We start from the raw sequence: 20,010 nt of genomic DNA, 5'->3' as shown, positions 1-20,010 counted from the left end.
CTGGGCGACCCCAGCGCGGCGGCGTGGCCGCGCCAGGGCCGCCCCGGCTCGATCGGTCAGTACGCGGGCAGCGACGGGTCGATCTGCTTGATCCAGGAGAGCACGCCGCCCTGCACGTGCACGGCATCCTTGAAACCGGCCGCCTTGAGCGCGGCGAGCGCCTCCGCCGAGCGGACGCCGGACTTGCAGTGCAGCACGATCTGCCGGTCCTGCGGCAGCTTCGCGAGGGCCTCACCGGAGATGATGTCGCCCTTGGGGATCAGGGTGGCGCCGGGGATCCGGACGATCTCGTACTCGGCCGGCTCGCGTACGTCGACGAGGAAGATGTCCTTGCCGGCGTCCTGCCACTCCTTGAGCTCCAGGGCGGTGATGGTCGAGTCGAGCGTCGCCTCCTGGGCCTCCTCGGAGACCGCGCCGCAGAAGTCCTCGTAGTCTTCCAGCAGGTCGGTGACGGTCGGGTTGTCGCCGCAGAGCGCGCAGTTCGGGTCCTTGCGGACCTTGATCTTGCGGTATTCCATCTCCAGGGCGTCGTAGACCATCAGGCGGCCGACCAACGGCTCACCGATGCCGGCGAGCAGCTTGATCGCCTCGTTCACCTGGATCGAACCGATCGACGCGCAGAGGACTCCGAGCACGCCGCCCTCAGCGCAGGAGGGAACCATGCCGGGCGGCGGCGGCTCCGGGTAGAGGCAGCGGTAGCAGGGGCCGTGCTCGGCCCAGAACACCGACGCCTGGCCGTCGAAGCGGTAGATCGAGCCCCAGACGTACGGCTTACCCAGCAGCACCGCCGCATCGTTCACCATGTAGCGGGTGGCGAAGTTGTCGGTGCCGTCGACGATCAGGTCGTACTGGGCGAAGATCTCACGGACGTTCTCCCGGTCCAGCGCGGTGTTGTGGATCTCCACGTTGACCAGGGGGTTGATCTCGCGGATCGACGCTGCGGCGGACTCGGCCTTGGACCGGCCGACGTCGGACACGCCGTGGATGACCTGGCGCTGGAGGTTCGACTCGTCGACGGTGTCGAAGTCGATGATGCCGAGCGTGCCGACACCCGCCGCGGCGAGGTACAACAGGGCGGGCGACCCGAGGCCACCGGCACCGACACAGAGCACCCGGGCGTTCTTCAGCCGCTTCTGGCCGGTCACCCCGACGTCCGGAATGATCAAGTGACGTGAGTAGCGGCGGATCTCGTCTACGGTCAGCTCGGCGGCGGGCTCGACGAGCGGGGGCAACGACACGGTGGACTCCCCGGGATCGGCGGTGTGAACCGCGCCATTGTTGCTCGCGGGAGCCCTCCTCGGCCATGAGGGACGACACGTGGTCCGCTATGCGGGAGCGGGAATAACCGACGACCCACCAGATCAGGGGACGATGTCCCCCGCGTAACGACGACCGTCGAGGTACGGCCAGGCGTTGGCGACGCACCCTTGCAGGCCGTACGTCTGCTGCTGCATCACCGGGGCGGGCTCCCCCGGGCCGGGGCACGCCTCGTGCTCCTCGCCGAACTCGTGGCCCACCTCGTGGTTGATGACGTACGTGCGGTACGTGTCCAGCGAGGCGCCGTAGTCGGGGACCGCCTCCATCCAGCGGGCCAGGTTGATGATGACCTGACCGGGCAGCCGACAGGAGGTGTAGCGCTCGGTGGTCAGGCCGCCCTCGGCGCACATCCGCTCGGACGTGACAGGGGTGGCCAGGTAGATGGTGAAGTCGGCGGCCCGGGCGTCGGCCACCCGTTGCACCCGCAGCTCATCGGACGCGATCCAACTGCGCGGGTCGGCCAGCACCTCGTCCACCGTGGCGGCGAACACCTCGGCGTCCTGGCCGGCGTCTCGTTCGACGACGACCCGGTACCGGTGCAGCGGTCCGTCCGTGCCGTGCACTGATGTCTCGCCGTCGGCTGCCGTGAAGCGTCCCGCTCCGACCGACGGATAGCCGGTGGGCGCGGGGTGCGCGGCCACCCCACCTCCGTGGCCCATGCCACCCTGCGTGGTGGCCGGAGGCTCGACCGTCGGCTCGCCGCCCCGGCTAACCGTCACCCCGATGGCGGTTGCGAGCACGAGCAGGCCGAGCAGCATGCTGCGACGGCGACGCCTGTGCATCCGGACGAACGCGGGACGCACATCCTGCGACGCCGACCGGGGCTCGGGCGGCCGGGGCGGGCCGTAAGGGGACGACGGCGTCATAGGATCAAGCGTGCCAGATTATTCGGGCATTTCTCCGTTTTTATGGCTATTGCCGCAAGACGCCTGATGGAGGAGTCATTCGTCGGCGTGTCGGGCCGATCCACTCACAGCGCCGGACCGGTGTATCGACGCCCATTCAGGTACGGCCAGGGGTTGACCCGGCAGCCGTTGAGGAAGAGCGTCTGCTGCATCATCACCGGCGCGGGCCGGCCAGCGCCGGGACAGCGCTCGTGCCGATGCCCGAGCTGGTGACCCACCTCGTGGTTGACCACGTACGTCCGGTAGACAGCCAACGGCACACCGGCCGAGACGAAGTGCGGCACCGACAACCGCCACCGATCCAGGTTGATGATCACCTGGCCGGGCGCCCGACAGGACGTGTACGGGCGACCGCCGATCCGGATGTCCACCCCACCCTTCGCGCACATCCGACCCGCAGTCCGGGCGGTGGCCAGGTAGACGGTGAAGTCCCGAGGCGCAGCCCCCGGCACCTGCTGCAACCGCAACCTGCCGCTGTCGACCCAACTGCCCGGCCCGGCGAGCGCCGCCTCAACCGCCTGGGCGAACCCGGTGACGCCCTCGGCACTGCCCGACTCCACAGCGACCCGGTAACGCCGCAGCTCACCCGCCCGACCCAGCACCGGGCCGGAGCGGGCGTCGTAGCCGAACCCGCCAGTACCGGCGCTCGGGACCGCGCCGGGCACCCGCAACACCGGGGCCGGGCTGGACGGAACCGCGGCAGAGGGCGACGGGTCGGGCGGCAGCGGCCCAGCCACCAGCGGCGGCGGGCCGATCTCCTCGGCGGCCAACCGGTCAGCGCCGGGACGCCCACCCGGCCCCTCGGCGATCACGGTCACCACCGCACCGACGGCCACCACCACCGCCACCAGCTGGGCGAACAGCGCGAAACGTCGCCGACGGCGAGCAGGATGGCGGGCTGAGCTGGGCATCCAGGTCAGCCTGCCAGATCAGACCGCCCCGCGGTGTCCTCCGTTTCGGCGAGCAGGCCGACCACCGCGCGGGCAACCAGCCGGGGAACCTCCAACTGCGCCACATGACCGACGCCCTCAAGCATCATCAATCGGCTGTCCGGAATGACCCGGGCGGTCTGCGGCCCGACCCGCACGTCGACCAGACGGTCCTGCAGACCGCCCACCACCAGTGTCGGAGCCCGTACCGCCTCGGCGAGGCGCCACAGCGACCCCGGCCCCGGCAGGTACGCCCGCAGGAAGCTGGAGACCAACCCACGGAACGTCCGGACGTACGCGGCGGCGTAGTGCTCGGCCTCGTACCGCACCCGGATCTCCTCCAGCGCCTCGGCCCGGCGCTGATCGCAGATCCGGCTGAGGTCGGCGACGCACGCCTCCAGCACCTGCTGAGCCATCACCTCGGGAGCGAGCTGGGTGAGGTGCCGGGCGACCAGCCGCTCACCGCGCGGAATGGCGAGCACCGGCAGCATCCGCCCCTGCAACGAGCGCCGGAAATCCAGGAACGGCAGCGCCGGGGAGATCAGGGTGAGGGTGCGGACCAGATCCGGCCGGAGCCCGGCGACCTGGACCGCCACAGCCCCGCCCAGCGAATTGCCGAACAGGTGCACCGGCCCTCGACCGGAATGCTCGATCCAGCGGACCACCAGATCCGCGAAGGCCGGAATCGTGTAGCTCGGGCCCGGCTCGCTACGGCCGAAGCCGGGCAGATCGATGGCCTGACCGTCCAGCCGGTCGGCGAGCAGCCCGGCCAGGTCGGTCCAGTTCTGCGACGACCCGCCCAACCCGTGCACGTACAGCGCCGGCTCCGCGCCAGCGGCGGTGGCCGGGGTGTCCCGCACGTAGGTGACCCGTCCGTCGAGGCGGACTTCCCGGCCCGGCCATGGCGGCGGAACGGCGTCGTCGGGGAGCAGGTGGTCCGGCCAGAGGGTGGCGCGTCTCATTGCTCCAGTCTGCCTCGGACCACTCAGGACAGCAGCGCCTCCAGCCGACGGTTGACCGCGGCCAGCGTCGCCCGGACCACCGCCTGACGCGGATCACCAGCGACCAGGGCCGACCCGGCGAGCTGCTCGACCCAGCCCTCACAGACCAGCAGCGCCACCACTGTGGCCACCTCGCAATTGCCGAACGGCACCACAGCAGCGTGTTCGACGAAACAGCGCCCACGCTCGGCGTTCTCGGCACCGCGCAGCAACTCGTCCACCGCGGCCGCCGCCGCCACCGCGCAGAGCCGCAACACGTAGCCGTCCACCGCCGGCCCGGTGGCGTACCCGGAGGCGCTGTCACCCCCGGCCAGCAGCCGGACCTCCACGTTCGCGTCCAGGCCGAAGGTGCTGACCTGCACGTGGTCGATCACCACTCGGGGCCCCGGCGCACCGCCGGTCTCCAGCGGCCGGGACGGCGCCGACTCCGTCGTGGTCACCTGGCCACCGGAGTACGACGTACCCAGCGTCGCCGGGCTACCGGTCGCGGCGCCCGTCGGCGCGGAAGAGACCGACCCGGGTTCCTCCACCGTGGCGCGCCCCCGGTGCGGAGCGTTCGACCGGCGGCGGCGCATCGGGTCCGTGCCGGTCCGCTGCTCCGGCCCGGCCGGCGGGGAATCGACCCGACCGCCGGACGGGCGGGCCACCGTCGGCGACTCGGCCGACCGAACCTCGCCGGGGTCGCGCGAAGCCGCGTTTCGAGTCTCCGGGGTACGCCGCTCGGCGGGCTCGGCCGCGCGACGGCGAACCGGTGGAGGTGGCGTGCTGGGCAGGCCGGGCACGTTCTGCGGGGCTGCGGCCAACCCCATCCGCTCCTGGAGCAGCCGGGCCACCTGCCGACTCACCTCGGCCGGGTCGGCACCGTCGGCGAGGTCGAGTCGCAGACTGTGCGCCCCCGCCGGCGTGCGGCGCAGGGCCGCGTCGCGGACACCGGCCACCTCCCGGACGGCGTCCAGGATGGCGTTGACATCGAACCCCTCCGGGCGCTCTCGCAGTGGGGCTGGCTCGTCGTCCCGACGCAGGTGAGTGGCGATGCGGGCAAGTTCCGGGGTTTCGGCGGGTGGCTCCACGGCTGGCGGCTCCGGCACGACGGGCACGTCCGGTTCTGCGGGGACGCGCTGCGGCAGCACCACCGCGCTCGCAGTCGACTCCCGGCCATCGTCGGCCGGCGACGTCGGGTCGGGAGCGGATCGGCGCGCCGCGTAGGCGGAGGCGGACGCCGGTGCGGGCTGATCGCGGCGGCCGGAACCCATTGTGGCGGTGGGCGGGACCGCTGTGGTGGAGGACGGGGTGGCGTCAGTCGATGGCGAACCGTTGACCGGCGCGGCCGGTGGGGACGGCTCGACGGGTGACGGACCGGGCTCGGGTGTCGCCGGCCGGAGCCGGAACGGTGCTGTCGGTCGGACATCGGGCCGGGACCGGCCGGGCGTCTCGCCCTCACCAGCGCTGGCCGACCGGCTGGCCGGCCACGACGGGCGCTCGACCGGGGTGGCCGGAAGCCGGCCCTCGGACCAGTCCGGCCGCTCGGCCCGGGAACTGCTCGCCGTCGGCGAACCGCCGGTCCAGGACGAGCGCTCCGCGACCAGCGACGGGCCTGCCGGAGCCGGTGGCGCGTCGGTCAGCGTGGGAGGTGGCCCGGCCGGAGCCGGAGGCGGTCCGGCGGGTGCCGGAGGTATCGCTTCGGGCGGTGCGGGTGGGTCGGCCGGTGCCGGGCTGGAGGCCCAGGAGGGTCGCGTCGGCGGCGAGGCGGCCGGCGCCGGATCGGCACCACCGGCCACTGACTGCCGCGTCGACGCCGCGCCGGTCACAGGCGGTTCGGACCCGCCAGCCCAGGACGGCCGCACCGGCGGCACGCTGGTCGCCGCCTCGGACCCGCCGGCCCAGGACGGCCGCACCGGCGGCACGCTTGTCGGCGTCGGATCGGACCCCCCAGCCCAGGAGGGCCGCGCGGGTGACGCGCTGGTCGGGTCGGGATCGGCCCCGCCAGCCCAGGACGGGCGGTCGGCCCGGGGGCCACCGATCGCCCCGGACCCCGCCCAGGACGGACGGTCAGCAGGCGGACCGCTGGTCGGCGTCACACCACCAGCCCACGACGGACGATCAACAGGCGGACCGCTGGTCGGCGTCACACCACCAGCCCACGACGGACGATCAACAGGCGGACCGCTGGTCGGTTCGGCGGGGCGTTCCGGGGTGGACTCGGATTCGACCCGGGCGGGTTCGTACGCCCGGGGTGGTTCGGCGCGCACCGGCTCGTACGGACGGGGCACCTCGGCGCGCACCGGCTCGTACGGCTGGTGGGGTTCGCCGACCCAGTCCGGTGCCGGCTCGTCCCGTGCTGCCGGGCCAGCCGGCTCGTCGTCCTGGCGGGACCAGGGCGGGGCCCACCCGCCACCCCAGCTCGGACGGTTCCAGTTCGGCCCCGACCAGTCGGGCTCGATGGCCGACGACTCCCCGGCGCGGTGCGTTTCGCCGGCGCGGTGCGCGTCGCCGCTGCGGTGCGCCTCTCCGGCGCGATGCGTCTCCGCCGGCCGGGAACCCTCGCTAGCGCGACCGGGCTCGCCCTCGTCGGCGGACGCGGTAGGGCCCGGGGTGCGTCCCGCGGTCGCCGCGGGCTCGGGTGCGAGCGGGTCCCGCCAGTCGCGTGGCGCGGTCGGATTCTCGTCGGCGGCCAGCCGCTCGCCGGTCGGCGCGTGGAAACCGGGCGGCACCTCAAAGCCCGACGCCGCGGTGCCGACGGGCGGCACCTGGACGGCCGGCGGGGCCGAGGTGGGCAACCCGGGCTCGGCCCAGCGGGCACGGTGCGCGGCAGCCGGATCGACTGTGAACTGTGGGGAGGAGCCCGGGTCGGGCTCGACGGCACTCTGCTCCGTCGGCGGTGCGGGACGTTGGGCGGGCACCACGAGCCGGTCGCTGGCCGCCCCGGGACGCCCCTCAGCGGGCAGCCCGGGCGGGGCGCTCACCGGTGTGGGGCGTCCTGCGGGCGGTTCGAGACCGGGGTGAGGGACGCCGTTGACGTCGTCCGGGTGGTGCGCGCCGTTGACGTGGTGGCCGTTGGCGCGGACCGGCGACTCCGGGTCGCCCGACCGCCCGACCAGCGGCGATGGCAGGTCACCGTGCCGTGTCGAGGAGGTCCGCCAGCCCGACGCGGGGTCGGGCTGCCAGCGCGGCGCCTCATCCCGGGCGTCCTCGCGGTCGGCGGCTCGGGGCCACCCACCCGCCGGAGGCGCCCACCCACTGACGGAACGGCTCGGGTCGTCGTGCTGACCCGCTCCGTCACCGTGCTCTCCCGGGGTGGCGGCTCCGGGTTGCCCTGTTTCACTCACCGCGCGCTCCTTGGTCGCCCCCGCTGAGGCTACCGTGTGCCGAGAGTGGCGATAAGTTACAGCGGCGGGCCATTTCCACGACCGAGGTCACGGGCCTCGCCCGGTCTGGGGGGAAAATGCCGGCTCGTACGAAGAACTCGGAGGATCCCATGACCGCTGCGGGGAACGGTGCACAGACCGCCGGCCGGCCCACCCGCCTGCCCCGCTCCGCGCGCCGTAAGCAGCTTCTCGCTGCGGCGCAGGAGGTGTTCGTCGCGCAGGGCTACCACGCCGCCGCGATGGACGACATCGCCGAGCGGGCCGGGGTTTCGAAGCCGGTGCTCTACCAACACTTTCCCGGAAAGATGGATCTCTACCTCGCGCTGCTCGACACGCACTGTGACGCCATCGTCGCTCAGGTGCAGGATGCGATGCGCGGCACCAGCGACAACAAGGAGCGGGTCAGCGCGTCGGTGCGGGCGTACTTCGACTTCGTCGACCACGAGAGCGAGGCGTTCCGGCTCGTCTTCGAGTCGGATCTGCGCAACGACCCGGCGGTGCGCCAGCGGGTGGAGCGGGTCGAACAGGGCTGCATCGCGGCGATCACCGACACCATCATCTCCGACACCGGAGTGAGTCGGGCACACGCCGAGTTGCTCGCCTCCGGGCTGGTCGGCGCGGCGGAGACGGCCGCGCAGTTCTGGCTGGCGGGCGGCCGTCAGGTGCCGAAGGCCGAGGCGGAGGCGTTGGTGGCCGCGCTGTCGTGGCGGGGCATCGCGAGCTTCCCGCTGCAAGGTGAGTCAGCCTGACCGCTGGCCCCGTGATCGGATAGCCTTCGCAGGGCGGTTCTTTCGCCCCAGTTGAGGAGGCACAGTGGAGGTCAAGATCGGCGTGCAGTACGCGCCACGCGAGCTGGTAGTGGACAGCGCGCAGTCGCCGGCCGAGATCGAGCAGATCGTGACCGACGCCTTCGCCGGTAACGGCGGCACGCTCTCCCTGACCGACGAGAAGGGCCGGCGGGTCATCGTTCCGGTCGAGAAGGTCGCCTACGTCGAGATCGCCGAGGCGTCGTCGCGGGCGGTCGGGTTCACCGTCCGCTGACCGGTCCGGCCATCGCGGCAGGTCGGCACTCGGCCCACCTGCCGCAGGCCGGCGCCGGCCGACCCGGCCGGGTGGTCAGTTGTTCAGCCCGGCGGCGGCCATTCGCGCGGTGTGCGCGGTGGTGAGCCTGCCGAACAGCCCCGGCACGTCGACCCGGCCGTCGCGTGCGATCAGCGCGGTGAGGGTGGCCCGCTCGGCGGCGACCCGGCCGGCCTGGGACAACGCCTCACCGACCAGCCGCCGGGCCCACATGGAGAGTCGACCGGCCACCCTGGGGTCGTCGGCGACGGCCGCCCGGATCTCCACCGCGGCGAAGTCCGCGTACCGGGAGTCGTGCAGGACGTCCAGCACCAACGCCCGGTCCGGTTCCTCCAGCGCGTCGGCGATCTCGCGAACGAAGTCGTCGGTGATCGCGTCGCCCACGTACGCCTTGGTGACCACTTCCGCCCAGTCCCGTGGCTCGGTCGAATCGTGGTACGCCTGCAACGGCTCGACGTAGGGCGCCATCGCGTCCTCGGGCGGTACGCCCAACACTCTGAGCCGGTCGGCGAGGCGCCGGTAGTTGGCGATCTCGGCCGCGGCCATCTCGTTCAGTGCGGCCCGGCGGCGCAGGTCGGGAGCGAGCCGGGCATCGCCCGCCATCCGCTCGAAGGCGAGCAGCTCACCGAAGGCGACCAGACCCAGCAGGTCGGCGTACGCGGAACCGGAAGCGGACACGAGCGGCAGGCTATCGCGTAGCGGCCCTCGACCGCGTCCCGCGCCGTCCTTGCCGATCATGGAGTGGTGCCGCCTGCCTTAACCCACTTTGCGAACTTTGTACCCCAGCACAAGTCCATGGTCGACGTCGGCGGAGCGAGGGGGCGCGACGTCGGGCGCGGCGCAGAGTGTGGCTTAGGTCACATTTGCTTGCCCCGCGTGGCGAGTGGCCGACTGGGAATCGGGACGGGGGCATGCCTGTTCAGGTAACATGGAGCAGTTGCCGTGGGCGCCGATCTGATCGAAGCTCAGCCCGCGGCGCGCGTGCGGCCCGGTCCGGCTCGGCAATCTGCCGCCGACCGTGTGGCCCGCGTCATACCGAACGCGCCCTGAGGACATGACGGGCGCACCCACGAGAGGGCACCCCCACATCCACATGAGCGACCTGACTCAAGATTTGCTGGACGGCCAGGAACTGGCCCCCACCGCCCCGGTTCGACCGGAGGCCCCCACGTTCGCCGCACTCGGCGCCCGCGCCGAGACCGTCGAGGCCCTGGCCTCGGCTGGCATCACCCGCGCCTTCGCCATCCAGGAATACGCTATCCCGATCGCGCTGCGCGGCGTCGACCTGATCGGTCAGGCGCCCACCGGCACCGGCAAGACCCTCGGCTTCGGCGTACCCCTGCTCGACCGGGTCTTCGCCCCGGGCGAGGGCAGCGACGGTGTCCCCCAGGCCCTGGTCGTCGTCCCCACCCGCGAGCTGGGCATCCAGGTCGCCAAGGACCTGGCCGCCGCCGGCCGGACGCGCGGCGTCCGCGTGCTGCCGATCTACGGCGGCGTGGCGTACGAGCCGCAGATCGACGCGCTCCGCAAGGGCGTCGAGATCCTGGTCGGCACGCCCGGCCGACTGATGGACCTGCAGAAGCAGAAGCACCTCCGGCTCGACCGGGTGCACGCACTCGTCCTCGACGAGGCCGACCGGATGCTCGACCTGGGCTTCCTCGACGACGTCGAGAAGATCCTGGCGATGCTTCCGGAAGACCGGCAGACGATGCTCTTCTCGGCCACCATGCCGGACCCGATCGTCACATTGTCGCGCCGCTTCCTGCGTCAGCCGATGACGATCCACGCCGGGCACACCGCCGAGACCGGCCCGTCGCCGCAGACCCAGCAGTTGGTCTACCGCACCCACTCGATGAACAAGGTCGAGGTGGTGGCGCGCATCCTCCAGGCGGAGGGGCGTGGGCTGACCATGATCTTCACGCGTACCAAGCGTGCCGCCGACCGGGTCGCCGAGGACCTCGACTTCCGCGGGTTCGCGGTCGCCGCGGTGCATGGTGACCTCGGCCAGGGTGCCCGCGAGCGGGCTCTGCGGGCCTTCCGGGCCGGCAAGATCGACATCTTGGTCGCCACCGACGTGGCGGCGCGTGGGCTGGACGTCACCGGCGTCACCCACGTCATCAACTACGACTGCCCGGAAGACCAGGACACCTACACCCACCGGATCGGTCGTACCGGCCGGGCCGGCGCGACGGGTGTCGCGGTGACCTTCGTCGACTGGGACGACATGCCGCGCTGGCGGATCATCGACAAGACCCTCGGTCTGGAGATGCCGGAGCCGCCGGAGACGTACCACACGTCGCCGCACCTCTACACCGACCTGCACATCTCCACCGAGGTCAGCGGCACGCTGCCCACCGCCGAGCGCACCCGGGCCGGGCTGTCCGCCGAGATCGAAGAGGATCTGGGTGGGACGACCCGCTCCCGTCGGGGCGACAGCGGCGGTCGGGGCCCCCGACGCGGCGAGAGCCGTGGTGAGGGTCGCGGCGAGCGCCGTGGTCGGGGCGATGGCCGCCGCGACCGCTCCGACGCCGGCACGCCGGCCGTCGCCGAGGCACCTGCGGCCGACGCCGCCGCCGAAGGCAACGAAGGCACCCGTACCCCCCGCCGCCGGCGTCGCCGCCGTGCCGGCGAGGTGGTCGCGGCCGAGGCGACAGCCGTGATCTCCGCCGACGCCGGCCCCTCCGAGCCGGCCACCGCGTCTGACGGCGAGGCGTCCAAGCCGCGCCGCCGACGCCGCCGCCGTGGTGGCGGTTCCGGCGCGGACACTCCGGCCGAGGCGACAGCGGACTGACCACCAGCCACATCTGACATCCCCCGCACCGCCTCGCGCGGTACGGGGGATGTTCCCTTCTCCCACCCCACCTGCCGAAGATGGAACGATGCCGCAACCACTGGACGCCGCCCTGACCGAGGTTCGGGCGCTGCTGCTCGACCCCGCGCTGACCCGGGCGGTCGCCGCCGGACGTCGACGCGGTCGCCGCCCCACAGTTGAACGGGCCGAACTGCGGCCGGTGCGGCTCAAGGCCGGGCCCCGGATGCAGATCACCACGTCCGACGGTGCTCGCCCCTACACCCGCAACCTCGCCTCCGGTCCGGAGGCCGCTGCGGCGATCGACGAACTGCTCGCCGAACCGTTCGGTAACTGGCACGTCGAGACGGCCGACGCGACCCTTCAACTGCGGGTGACCAAATCCGGCGAGGCGCAGGTGCACCGGGCCGCGACGTCGCGTCCGGCGGCGACGCCCACCGGAAACGACCGGACGAAGGAATACCTGCTCGACCCCGGTGACCCGATCTTCGCGGAGATCGGCGGCTCGGCGGCGAAGCGCCGCCAGGTCGACGCGTTCCTGCGGGCCCTGGCCGCGACCCTGCCCGACGACCTGACCGGTCCGCTACGGGTGGTCGACCTGGGCTGCGGCAACGCCTACCTGACGTTCGCCGCGTACCGCTATCTGACAGGTCGGGGGCTCGACGTCCAGCTGGTCGGCGTGGACGTCCGGGAGGACCAGCGGCGACGAAACACCGAGCTGGCGCAACGGCTCGGCTGGGCCGACCAGGTCAGCTTCGTGGCCGGGACGATCGCCGACGCCGTCGTCGACCCCGCCCCCGACCTGGTGCTGGCGCTGCACGCCTGCGACACCGCCACCGACGAGGCGCTGGCCCGCGCGGTGCGCTGGGAGGCCCGCTGGGTGCTGGCCGCGCCGTGCTGCCACCACGATCTGGCGAAGCAGCTCCGCGCCCACCCCGCCCCGGCCCCGTACGAGCTGCTGACCCGGCAGGGCATCCTGCGCGAGCGCTTCGCCGACGTGCTCACCGACGCGCTGCGCGCCGGGCTGCTGCGGGTGCACGGGTACCGGACCGAGGTGGTGGAGTTCGTGGACTCGCAGCACACCCCGCGTAACCTGCTGATCCGCGCCCGTCGTACCGGTGCCGGGGCGACCGAGCCACAGCGCGCGGAGTACCGCGAGCTGGTGGACCAGTGGCAGGTCACTCCCCGGCTGGAGACCCTGCTGGCCGCCGGCGAGGCGTCCGTCTCCTAGGGGGTGGGTGGCTAGCGTCGCCGATCCCGGCCGCCGTTGCGCTCGCTGACACCGCGGTCGAGGACCGACACCCGGTCGGCGGCCGTCCGCTGGCCGGCCCAATCACCGTCGGCCGGGGCGGTCGGGAATGGCACGACAGTGCCCCCGGTCTCGGCGTTGCCGGCCGCCGCGAAGGCGTTCCAGGAGATGTCGACCAGCAGCTTCTTCACCTCGGCGTGCCGGATGGCGGCGTTGTGTTGCAACGCCATCCGGGCGCCGAGCAGGACCGCGACCAGCGTGGTGGTGATGGTGCCGGTGGCGGCCAGCACCTGGAGGCCGGTCGCGGAGTCGGTGCGGAGCACCAGGACCAGCAACCAGATCCAGAACGCGGCGGCGAAGACACCTGCCTTGGCGACGAAGAAGAGGCTCACCGCACCGGGCTGGTACGGCTGGGGGCGGCTCGATTCGGCCATGGTGCTCCTCGGCGATGGTCCGGTCGGAGGCGGCAGGCGACAGATGCCATGTCGGGACGAGCACCGAGCTTAATTGAAGAACGATGAAGATCGCTCGATGCAATTTTCGTTCTGCACACACGCTTCCAGAGAAAAGTCTCGTCCACGGGACAGTTTGTGCGGTCAGTCAATTGTTTCCGGCTCCTGGCGTACTACCCTCGGAAGGCGCATCGTCCCGGTGCTCCGGCAGGGGGGAAGACACACAGGGATGGGATCAGCCGACGTATCACCGCAGATGGCCTTCGCCCGCTTCGTCCGGCGCGCCATCGATGACGCTCGCGACGAACGCGGCTGGACCGTGACTGATCTTGCCTCACACACGGGCGTGGGTCGCTCCACAGTGTTCCGCTGGCTGGCCGGCGACTGGCAGGACTATCCCGAGTTGGCAAAGGTGCGCGGTTTCTGCGCCGCACTGGATCTGCCGGTCGCCGCCGCGTTCCGCGCGCTCGGGCTGCCCGACGCCGGTCCCGCGCCCCGCCGACGCCACGACGACGGCCCGGTCGAGGCCGATGTCCGGGCCATCTTGGACCGGCTGGCCGACCCTACGGTCCCCGCCGAGGAGAAGCACCACATCCGCGACCTGCTCCGCTACCTGGCCCGCCGCCCCATCCGCCGAGCCAGCTAAACCCCACCCCACCCCCACCCCACCCCCCTCCGCGGGCGTTGATCATGAAGTTATTGCCACGACACGCCGCGGCGAAGGGCAATAACTTCATGATCAACGGGGGAAGGGGTGGGGGTGGGGGGTGGGGGACGAGGGTGGGTGGGGTTAGGGGACGGTGAGGGTGAACTCGGCGGTTCGGACTTCGGCGTTCACCTGGAAGTCGAGGTAGAGGCGGTAGCGGCCCGGACCGGGGGTGGTCAACCAGAACTTGATCTGACCGTCCACCAACTCGGTCTCCGGGTGCACGTGCAGATAGCCGAGGTCGCCCTCGCGCAACGCCACCAGGTGCCCGTACGCCCCGAGGTACCGCTCCAGCGGGGCTGCGCCGCCAACGCCGTCGACCCGGAAGGTCAGCGGCACTGTCGCCCCGGCCTGCGCAGTGCCCTGGTAGCCGACGGTGAAGCCGTCCACCGTCGTCGAGGTGGCCGGACCCGGCAGTGAACGGGGTCGGTAGTCGCCCGGCGCCACCAGGTCCGTGCCGAGGGTCACAGCGGTCTGCGAGCCGTTGTCGGCGACCACTGTGAAATCGGCGTACGCGCGCCAGAGGCCGGGCTGCGTGAGGGTCAACGGCACCGACCAGGTGCCGTCGGCCGCCATTGTCGGGTGCAGGTGCTGGTAGCCGGTCAGGTCCCGTCGGACGACGATGAGGTGCATCGGCTTGTCGTGCACGATGGCGAACCGGGTCACCGGCCGGCGCTGCGCGTCGCGCACCTGGAAGCGGAGCTGATCGGGGCGACCCGCCGCGAACTCGGTGGCCACCGGCACCAGTGTGAACCCGGCCGAGCTGACCGCCAGACCACCTGGCTCGGTGGGCGCGCCCTGATCGGTGGCCGCGGCACTGCCGTGGTTGTGCGGCGCGACGCCCGGTGGGTCGGTGTGCTCGGCGGCCAACGACGGGCTGCCGGTGACGGTGCCGTTGGCGTTCAGCCGGCCGAGGCCGAAGCCGAGCAGCACCGCCAGCACCAGCCCGCCGACCACCAGCGCCAGCCGGAGAGTGCTCCGGTCCAGTTCGGCGGGACCCTGGTCAGCCACTACCGACGCCCAGCGCCTGGCCGGCCACGCCGCCGACGGTAGTGCCCGCAACGGCGCACGCACGGGTGACGGGCTGCTGGTCGGTCATGCCGCCCACGGTACCGCCGCGTCCGGCCACGTCAGGCCGACGCCCGGACAGCGTGGCGACTGTCGCATTCGACACCGCCCGGGAACTTTCCCACCCGACCGGACGGCAGCGGGTCAGCCGGCCACGGCCAGGGCGAGTGGGAGCACGTCGGTCGCGCCGGCCCGGCGTAGGGCCCTGGTCACAAGCGTCATCGTCCAGCCCGAGTCGATCAGGTCGTCGACGAGCAGCACCGGGCCGTCCAGCCCGGCCAGGGCGTCGGCCAGGTCGGTCGGCACGGTGAAGGTGTCGTGCAGGGCGCGTACCCGTTGGGCGCTGTTGCCCCGTGGCCCACCCGGGCCGTCGGGGCCGGACGCGGTGACCTCGCCGAGCAGCGGCAGCCGGCCCACTGTGGCGATCCGCTCGGCCAGCGAGCCGAGCAGCCGGGGCCGCCGACGGGAACCGACGGCGACCACCGCCACCGGCCGGCGGGGCCACGGGTCGTCACCGTGCGCCCATGCCTTCAGCACCTCCACGACGGCGCCGGCGACGTCGTCGGGCACCGGCGCGTCCGGCGCTTCCGGGCCGACGAGGGCGCGCAGCCTGCCACCCCAGCCCAGGTCGGAGAGGCGCCCGACGGCCCGGCCCGGCAGCGCCTGCTCCGCGGGGGCGATCCGGCCCTTGAGGGGTACGCCCACGGCGTCGAGCCCGGTCGGCCACAGCTTCTTCGGTGCGATCTCCACGCCGGGTCGACCCAGGAAGGTCTGCGCGGCGGAGAGCGCGGCGGTCGACACGTCAGCGGCGAAGAGTGGGTCGGCGCACCTGTCGCATCGGCCGCAGTCGGCCGCCTCGGTGTCGTCCAGGCGTTCCCGTAGATATCGCATCCGGCAGTCGGACGTCGTCGCGTACTCCCGCATTGCCTGTTGCTCGACGGTGCGCGCCTCGGCGACGCGGCGCAACCGGGCCTCGTCGTAGACCCACTGCTCGCCGGTGGCGAGCCAACCACCGCGCACCCGGCGGACCGCGCCGTCCACGTCGAGCACCTTCAGCATCAGCTCCAACCGGGCCCGGCGCAGGTCGACGAGGGGTTCGAGTGCCTGGGTGGAGAGCGGGCGGTCGGTGTGCAGGGCGGCCAGCACGGCCCGGACCTGCTGCTCCGGTGGGAACGCCAGCGAGGCGAAGTACCGCCAGATCGCGGCGTCCTCGACGCCGGGCAGCAGCAGCACCTCGGCGTGCTCGACGGCGCGGCCGGCGCGGCCGACCTGCTGGTAGTACGCGATCGGCGAGGGTGGCGCGCCGAGGTGGACGACGAAGCCCAGGTCGGGCTTGTCGAAGCCCATGCCGAGGGCGCTGGTGGCGACCAACGCCTTGATCTTGTTGTCGAGCAGGTCCTGTTCGGCGGCGCGCCGGTCGGCGTCGTCGGACTGCCCGCTGTACGAGGCGACCGGGTAGCCCCGGGAGCGCAGGAACTCTGCGGTCTCCCCCGCTGCCGCGACCGTCAGCGTGTAGACGATGCCCGAGCCGGGCAGCTGGTCCAGGTGGTCGGCGAGCCAGGCCAGCCGGTGCGCCGGGCTGGGCAGGTCGAGCACCCCGAGGCGCAGCGACTCGCGGTCCAGGGTGCCGCGCAGGATGAGGGCGTCGCCCAGCTGCTCGGCGACGTCCTGGGTGACCCGGGCGTTGGCGGTGGCGGTGGTCGCCAGCACGGGGGTGCGCTCGGGCAGCTCGGCGAGGAACGTCCGCAGCCGCCGGTAGTCCGGCCGGAAGTCGTGCCCCCAGTCGGAGACGCAGTGCGCCTCGTCGACCACCAGCAGGCCGGTGGTGGCGGCCAACTTCGGCAGGACACCGTCGCGGAAATCCGGGTTGTTGAGCCGTTCGGGGCTGATCAGCAGCACGTCCACCGCGCCGGTCTGGATCTCGGCGGTGATCTCGTCCCACTCGTCGAGGTTCGCCGAGTTGATCGTGCGGGCCCGGATGCCGGCCCGCGCGGCGGCCTCGACCTGGTTGCGCATCAACGCCAGCAGCGGCGAGACGATGACTGTCGGCCCGGCCTGGTGGCGCTGCTCGCGGTCGCGGAGCAGTGCGGTGGCTACGAAGTAGACAGCCGACTTGCCCCAACCGGTGCGCTGGACGCAGAGCACCCGCCGCCGGTCGACGACCAGCGCCTCGATGGCGCGCCACTGATCCTCGCGCAGCCGGGCGTGGTCACCGGCCAGCCGGCGCAGCACCGCCTCGGCCCGCTCGCGTACCGCTGCCCGCTCTGCTGTCTCCACCCGGCATTTCTACCAGCGCCGTCCGTCATCCCCCTGTTGATCAAGAGGTTTGCGTCACCATTCGGCCTGATTCTGACGCAAACCTCTTGATCAACCGAGTCAACGGCGGGGGCGGAGGGCGCGGGTCAGGTGGGACAGGCGGGGGGCGAGGCTCGTGAGGCCTCCTGGGAAGAAGTAGACGGCCAGGATGAAGACCGTGCCCAGGACGAACAGCGGCTGGCTCAACGGACGGCTGAGGACGGCCGGCAGGTTGTCCACCGCGTCGCTCGTGCCGAAGGCGGTGAGCCGGTGGTCCAGGTACATGTAGAGGACACCACCGAGCACCGGACCCCACCGGGTGCCCGGCCCGCCGAGCACCACCATGACCAGCAGCGACAGGGTCAGCTCGGAGGACGTGATGTGCGGCGACGCGCCGCCGACGATCAGGACGTAGACCACCCCGCCCGCCGACGCCAACCCGCCGGCCAGGGTGAACGCCACCAGCTTGTAGCGGTACGGGTCCAGCCCGAGCACCCCGATCCGCCGCTCGTCGTCGCGCAACCCGGCGAGCACCCGACCGGTCGGTGACCCGCTCACCCGGTGCACCACGAAGACCACAAGGGTCAGGTACGCCAGCGCCAACCAGTACAGGTTGACCGTGTTTGTCACCCCCACCAGTCCGGCGGGCAGCCCCGACACGTCCAGCGGCAGGCCCTCCTCGCCACCGGTGAGCCCGCCGAAGTCCCGGGCCACCAGGATCGCGCCCACCTGGGCGAAGGCCAAAGTGACCATGGCGAACGCGATGCCCACCGTCCGCAGCGCCACCGCGCCAAGCAGCGCGGCGAGGATGGTGCCGCCGGTGATGGTCAACAGCCCCGCCTGCCACAGCGGCAGACCGGCCCGGGTGACCAGGATGTCGGTGCCGTAGACACCGGCGGCGAAGTACAGCGCGTGCCCGAAGGAGAGCATCCCGGTCCGGCCGAAGAGCAGGTCGTACCCGGCCGCCAACCCACCGAAGATCAGGCAGATGGCGAGCAGTTGCAGGGTGCCTGGTGAGTTGACCGGCCCCTCGAAGATCCCCGGCAGGGAGATCGTCGAGTACGGCAGGATCGCCAGCACCACCAGCGCGACCAGCGGCAGGAACGGGCGGACCCGGTGCCACCGCCCCCGCTGCGGACTCAGTTCGTCGGGCACCTGCGCGCGAGGCGCGTCGATCACCGTCATGCCGTTGCCACCTTTCCGGCGATGCCCTGCGGACGCAGCAGCAGCACCACGGCCAGCAGCCCGACCACGCAGATGTCGCCCAGCCCGGACGTGCCGTAGTAGTTGACGAACTGCTGCACCAGCCCGACCACGACCGCCGCGTACGCGGAGCCGACCACCGAGCCCATCCCGCCGATCACCACCACGATGAACGCGAAGATCAGCAGCGAGCCGCCCTGCCCGGGCGAGACGGTGCCGAAGTAGACCCCGCCGAGCGCGCCGGCGAGCGCGGCGGCCGCCCCACCGATCGCGAAGACCAGCGTGAACGCCTTGCGGACGTCGATGCCCAGCGCTGTCACCATCTCCCGGTTCTCCACCCCGGCGCGGATCACCAGGCCGTACCGGGTCCAGCGCAGGAACGCCAGGATCGCGCCGAGCACCAGCACCGCCGCGATGATCAGCAGCAGGCCACCGTTTGGCACCTGCGCGCCGAGGATCCCGGTCACCTGCCGGGTCCAGTCCGGACGCGGGAACGGCCGGGCGTCCGCACCCCAGGTGGCCTGGAGCAACGCCACCCCGGCCAGTGACAGCCCGACGGTGACGAGCACCTGCTCGATGGTGCGGGAGTACAGCGGGCGGATCAGCACCAGCTCGACCAGGATCGCGACCAGCGTGCCGGCGGCCACCCCGAAGGCGACAGCGAACACGAAGCCGAACCCGTCCGGGCCGGCGCCCGGCAGGTTGCCCGCCGCCCACCAGGTGCCGTACGCGCCGACGCCGAGGAACAGCCCGTGCGCGAAGTTGAGCACGTCGGCCAGGCCGAAGACCAGGGACAGGCCGGAGGCGACCAGGAAGTACAGCGCCGCCAGGCCGAGGCCGGTCAACGCCAACAGGATCACGGTGCCCATCAGAGCTGGTCCTTCCTCGCGACTGCGGGGCTCGCAAGCTCACTCCTCGCGCTCGGCGTGGACACCTCCGCCGAGCCGACACCGAGCAGCGACTTCGTCAACGCGGTCTCCAACAGCAACTCGTGGGCGTCGCCGGTCCACGCCACCTTGCCGGCGGCCAGCACGACAGCGTCGCGGGCCAGTCGGCGTACGACTGCCAGGTTCTGCTCGACCAGCAGCACCGGCACCGACTCCGCGACCCGTTCCAGCACCTCGGCCACCTCGGTCACCACCTTCGGCGCCAACCCCTTGGTCGGCTCGTCGACGAGCAGCAGCCGGTTGTCGTTGAGCAGCACCCGCCCGATGGCGAGCATCTGCTGCTGCCCGCCGGAGAGCGAACCGGCCCGTTGCCGTCCGCGTCGGTCCAGCTCCGGAAAGAGCGCGAAGACCTTGTCGTACGCCGGGGTGGTGCCGCGCCGCTCGGCGAGGCGCAGGTTCTCCGCGACGGTGAGCCCGGCGAACACGCAGCGGTCCTCGGGCACGTAGCCGAGCCCACCGCGGACCAGCCGGTGCGTCGGCCGGGCCAGCAGACTCTGCGCGCCCATCCGGATGGTGCCGCGGACCTCCCCCGCGGGCGGGGTGAGGCCGACGATCGCGCGCAGCGTGGTGGTCTTGCCGACGCCGTTGCGACCGAGCAGGACTGTCACGCCGGTCGGGGCGACAGTGAAGGACACCCCCTGGAGGATGTGCAGCCCGGAGATCCGGACCGAAAGCTCCTCCACA

15 protein-coding genes and 2 pseudogenes are annotated in these 20,010 nt (G+C 72.4%); 5 read left to right on the top strand and 12 right to left on the bottom strand.

From position 1 onward, the window contains the following. Nucleotides 1–56: 56 nt before the first annotated feature. The 5 genes and pseudogenes from moeZ to AB0B98_RS20075 form a co-directional block, all read right to left on the bottom strand. Nucleotides 57–1,305: pseudogene (gene moeZ / locus AB0B98_RS20095) on the bottom strand (adenylyltransferase/sulfurtransferase MoeZ). Nucleotides 1,306–1,361: 56 nt separating this feature from the next. Then, entirely contained in the window at nucleotides 1,362–2,099 is a 738-nt protein-coding gene (locus tag AB0B98_RS20090; protein ID WP_357364420.1) for a DUF3152 domain-containing protein, read from the bottom strand. 188 nt (nucleotides 2,100–2,287) lie between these two features. Then, complete coding sequence (locus tag AB0B98_RS20085) at nucleotides 2,288–3,133, bottom strand: DUF3152 domain-containing protein (RefSeq protein ID WP_357364418.1); 846 nt, start codon at nucleotides 3,131–3,133, stop codon at nucleotides 2,288–2,290. Between the two features lie 5 nt (nucleotides 3,134–3,138). After that, on the bottom strand, nucleotides 3,139–4,113 hold the full coding sequence (locus AB0B98_RS20080) for an alpha/beta hydrolase (protein WP_357364416.1): 975 nt from the start codon (nucleotides 4,111–4,113) through the stop codon (nucleotides 3,139–3,141). Between the two features lie 23 nt (nucleotides 4,114–4,136). Next, nucleotides 4,137–5,294 (bottom strand): annotated as a pseudogene (locus AB0B98_RS20075) (hypothetical protein); the annotation flags it as partial. Nucleotides 5,295–7,627: 2,333 nt separating this feature from the next. On the opposite strand from AB0B98_RS20075, the gene AB0B98_RS20070 reads away from it, so the two are divergent. Further along, complete coding sequence (locus tag AB0B98_RS20070; RefSeq protein WP_030489514.1) at nucleotides 7,628–8,266, top strand: TetR/AcrR family transcriptional regulator; 639 nt, start codon at nucleotides 7,628–7,630, stop codon at nucleotides 8,264–8,266. Between the two features lie 64 nt (nucleotides 8,267–8,330). Beyond that, nucleotides 8,331–8,558 carry a DUF3107 domain-containing protein gene (locus AB0B98_RS20065; RefSeq protein ID WP_088950288.1) on the top strand — a complete coding sequence of 76 codons (228 nt, stop codon included), beginning with the start codon at nucleotides 8,331–8,333 and terminating at the stop codon, nucleotides 8,556–8,558. 75 nt (nucleotides 8,559–8,633) lie between these two features. On the opposite strand, the gene AB0B98_RS20060 is transcribed toward AB0B98_RS20065, so the two are convergent. Further along, entirely contained in the window at nucleotides 8,634–9,275 is a 642-nt protein-coding gene (locus tag AB0B98_RS20060) for a ferritin-like fold-containing protein (protein ID WP_238666885.1), read from the bottom strand. 415 nt (nucleotides 9,276–9,690) lie between these two features. On the opposite strand from AB0B98_RS20060, the gene AB0B98_RS20055 reads away from it, so the two are divergent. After that, nucleotides 9,691–11,388, top strand: a complete 1,698-nt coding sequence (locus AB0B98_RS20055) for a DEAD/DEAH box helicase (protein ID WP_357364414.1) — start codon at nucleotides 9,691–9,693, stop codon at nucleotides 11,386–11,388. An 88-nt stretch (nucleotides 11,389–11,476) separates the two neighbouring features. Next, the gene (locus AB0B98_RS20050; RefSeq protein ID WP_357279398.1) at nucleotides 11,477–12,637 is read left to right on the top strand and encodes an SAM-dependent methyltransferase; all 1,161 of its coding nucleotides are present in this window, start codon (nucleotides 11,477–11,479) and stop codon (nucleotides 12,635–12,637) included. Between the two features lie 11 nt (nucleotides 12,638–12,648). On the opposite strand, the gene AB0B98_RS20045 is transcribed toward AB0B98_RS20050, so the two are convergent. Then, the gene (locus AB0B98_RS20045; protein ID WP_238666888.1) at nucleotides 12,649–13,089 is read right to left on the bottom strand and encodes a hypothetical protein; all 441 of its coding nucleotides are present in this window, start codon (nucleotides 13,087–13,089) and stop codon (nucleotides 12,649–12,651) included. Nucleotides 13,090–13,336: 247 nt separating this feature from the next. Here AB0B98_RS20045 and AB0B98_RS20040 point away from each other — a divergent pair, with 247 nt between their 5' ends. Then, on the top strand, nucleotides 13,337–13,753 hold the full coding sequence (locus AB0B98_RS20040) for a helix-turn-helix domain-containing protein (RefSeq protein ID WP_210785506.1): 417 nt from the start codon (nucleotides 13,337–13,339) through the stop codon (nucleotides 13,751–13,753). A 144-nt stretch (nucleotides 13,754–13,897) separates the two neighbouring features. Here AB0B98_RS20040 and AB0B98_RS20035 read toward each other — a convergent pair whose 3' ends face one another. The 5 genes from AB0B98_RS20035 to AB0B98_RS20015 all read right to left on the bottom strand — a co-directional run bounded on the left by AB0B98_RS20035 (nucleotide 13,898) and on the right by AB0B98_RS20015 (nucleotide 20,009). Then, nucleotides 13,898–14,824 carry a hypothetical protein gene (locus tag AB0B98_RS20035; RefSeq protein ID WP_357364412.1) on the bottom strand — a complete coding sequence of 309 codons (927 nt, stop codon included), beginning with the start codon at nucleotides 14,822–14,824 and terminating at the stop codon, nucleotides 13,898–13,900. A gap of 201 nt (nucleotides 14,825–15,025) precedes the next feature. Next, complete coding sequence (locus AB0B98_RS20030; protein ID WP_357364410.1) at nucleotides 15,026–17,158, bottom strand: DEAD/DEAH box helicase; 2,133 nt, start codon at nucleotides 17,156–17,158, stop codon at nucleotides 15,026–15,028. A 99-nt stretch (nucleotides 17,159–17,257) separates the two neighbouring features. Continuing rightward, complete coding sequence (locus AB0B98_RS20025; protein ID WP_357364408.1) at nucleotides 17,258–18,361, bottom strand: branched-chain amino acid ABC transporter permease; 1,104 nt, start codon at nucleotides 18,359–18,361, stop codon at nucleotides 17,258–17,260. Beyond that, on the bottom strand, nucleotides 18,358–19,248 hold the full coding sequence (locus tag AB0B98_RS20020) for a branched-chain amino acid ABC transporter permease (RefSeq protein ID WP_124815814.1): 891 nt from the start codon (nucleotides 19,246–19,248) through the stop codon (nucleotides 18,358–18,360). Before AB0B98_RS20020 ends, AB0B98_RS20025 begins: the two co-directional genes overlap by 4 nt. Next, nucleotides 19,248–20,009 (bottom strand): ABC transporter ATP-binding protein, encoded by a 762-nt coding sequence (locus tag AB0B98_RS20015; RefSeq protein ID WP_238666893.1) that lies wholly within the window; start codon nucleotides 20,007–20,009, stop codon nucleotides 19,248–19,250. Before AB0B98_RS20015 ends, AB0B98_RS20020 begins: the two co-directional genes overlap by 1 nt. Nucleotide 20,010 lies beyond the last annotated feature (1 nt).

The organism is Micromonospora sp. NPDC048947, from assembly GCF_040649495.1.
Taxonomy (GTDB): Bacteria; Actinomycetota; Actinomycetes; order Mycobacteriales; family Micromonosporaceae; genus Micromonospora; species Micromonospora alfalfae.
Note: the sequence above shows the minus strand (reverse complement) of the source record. Positions and strands in the feature narration are given on the sequence as shown.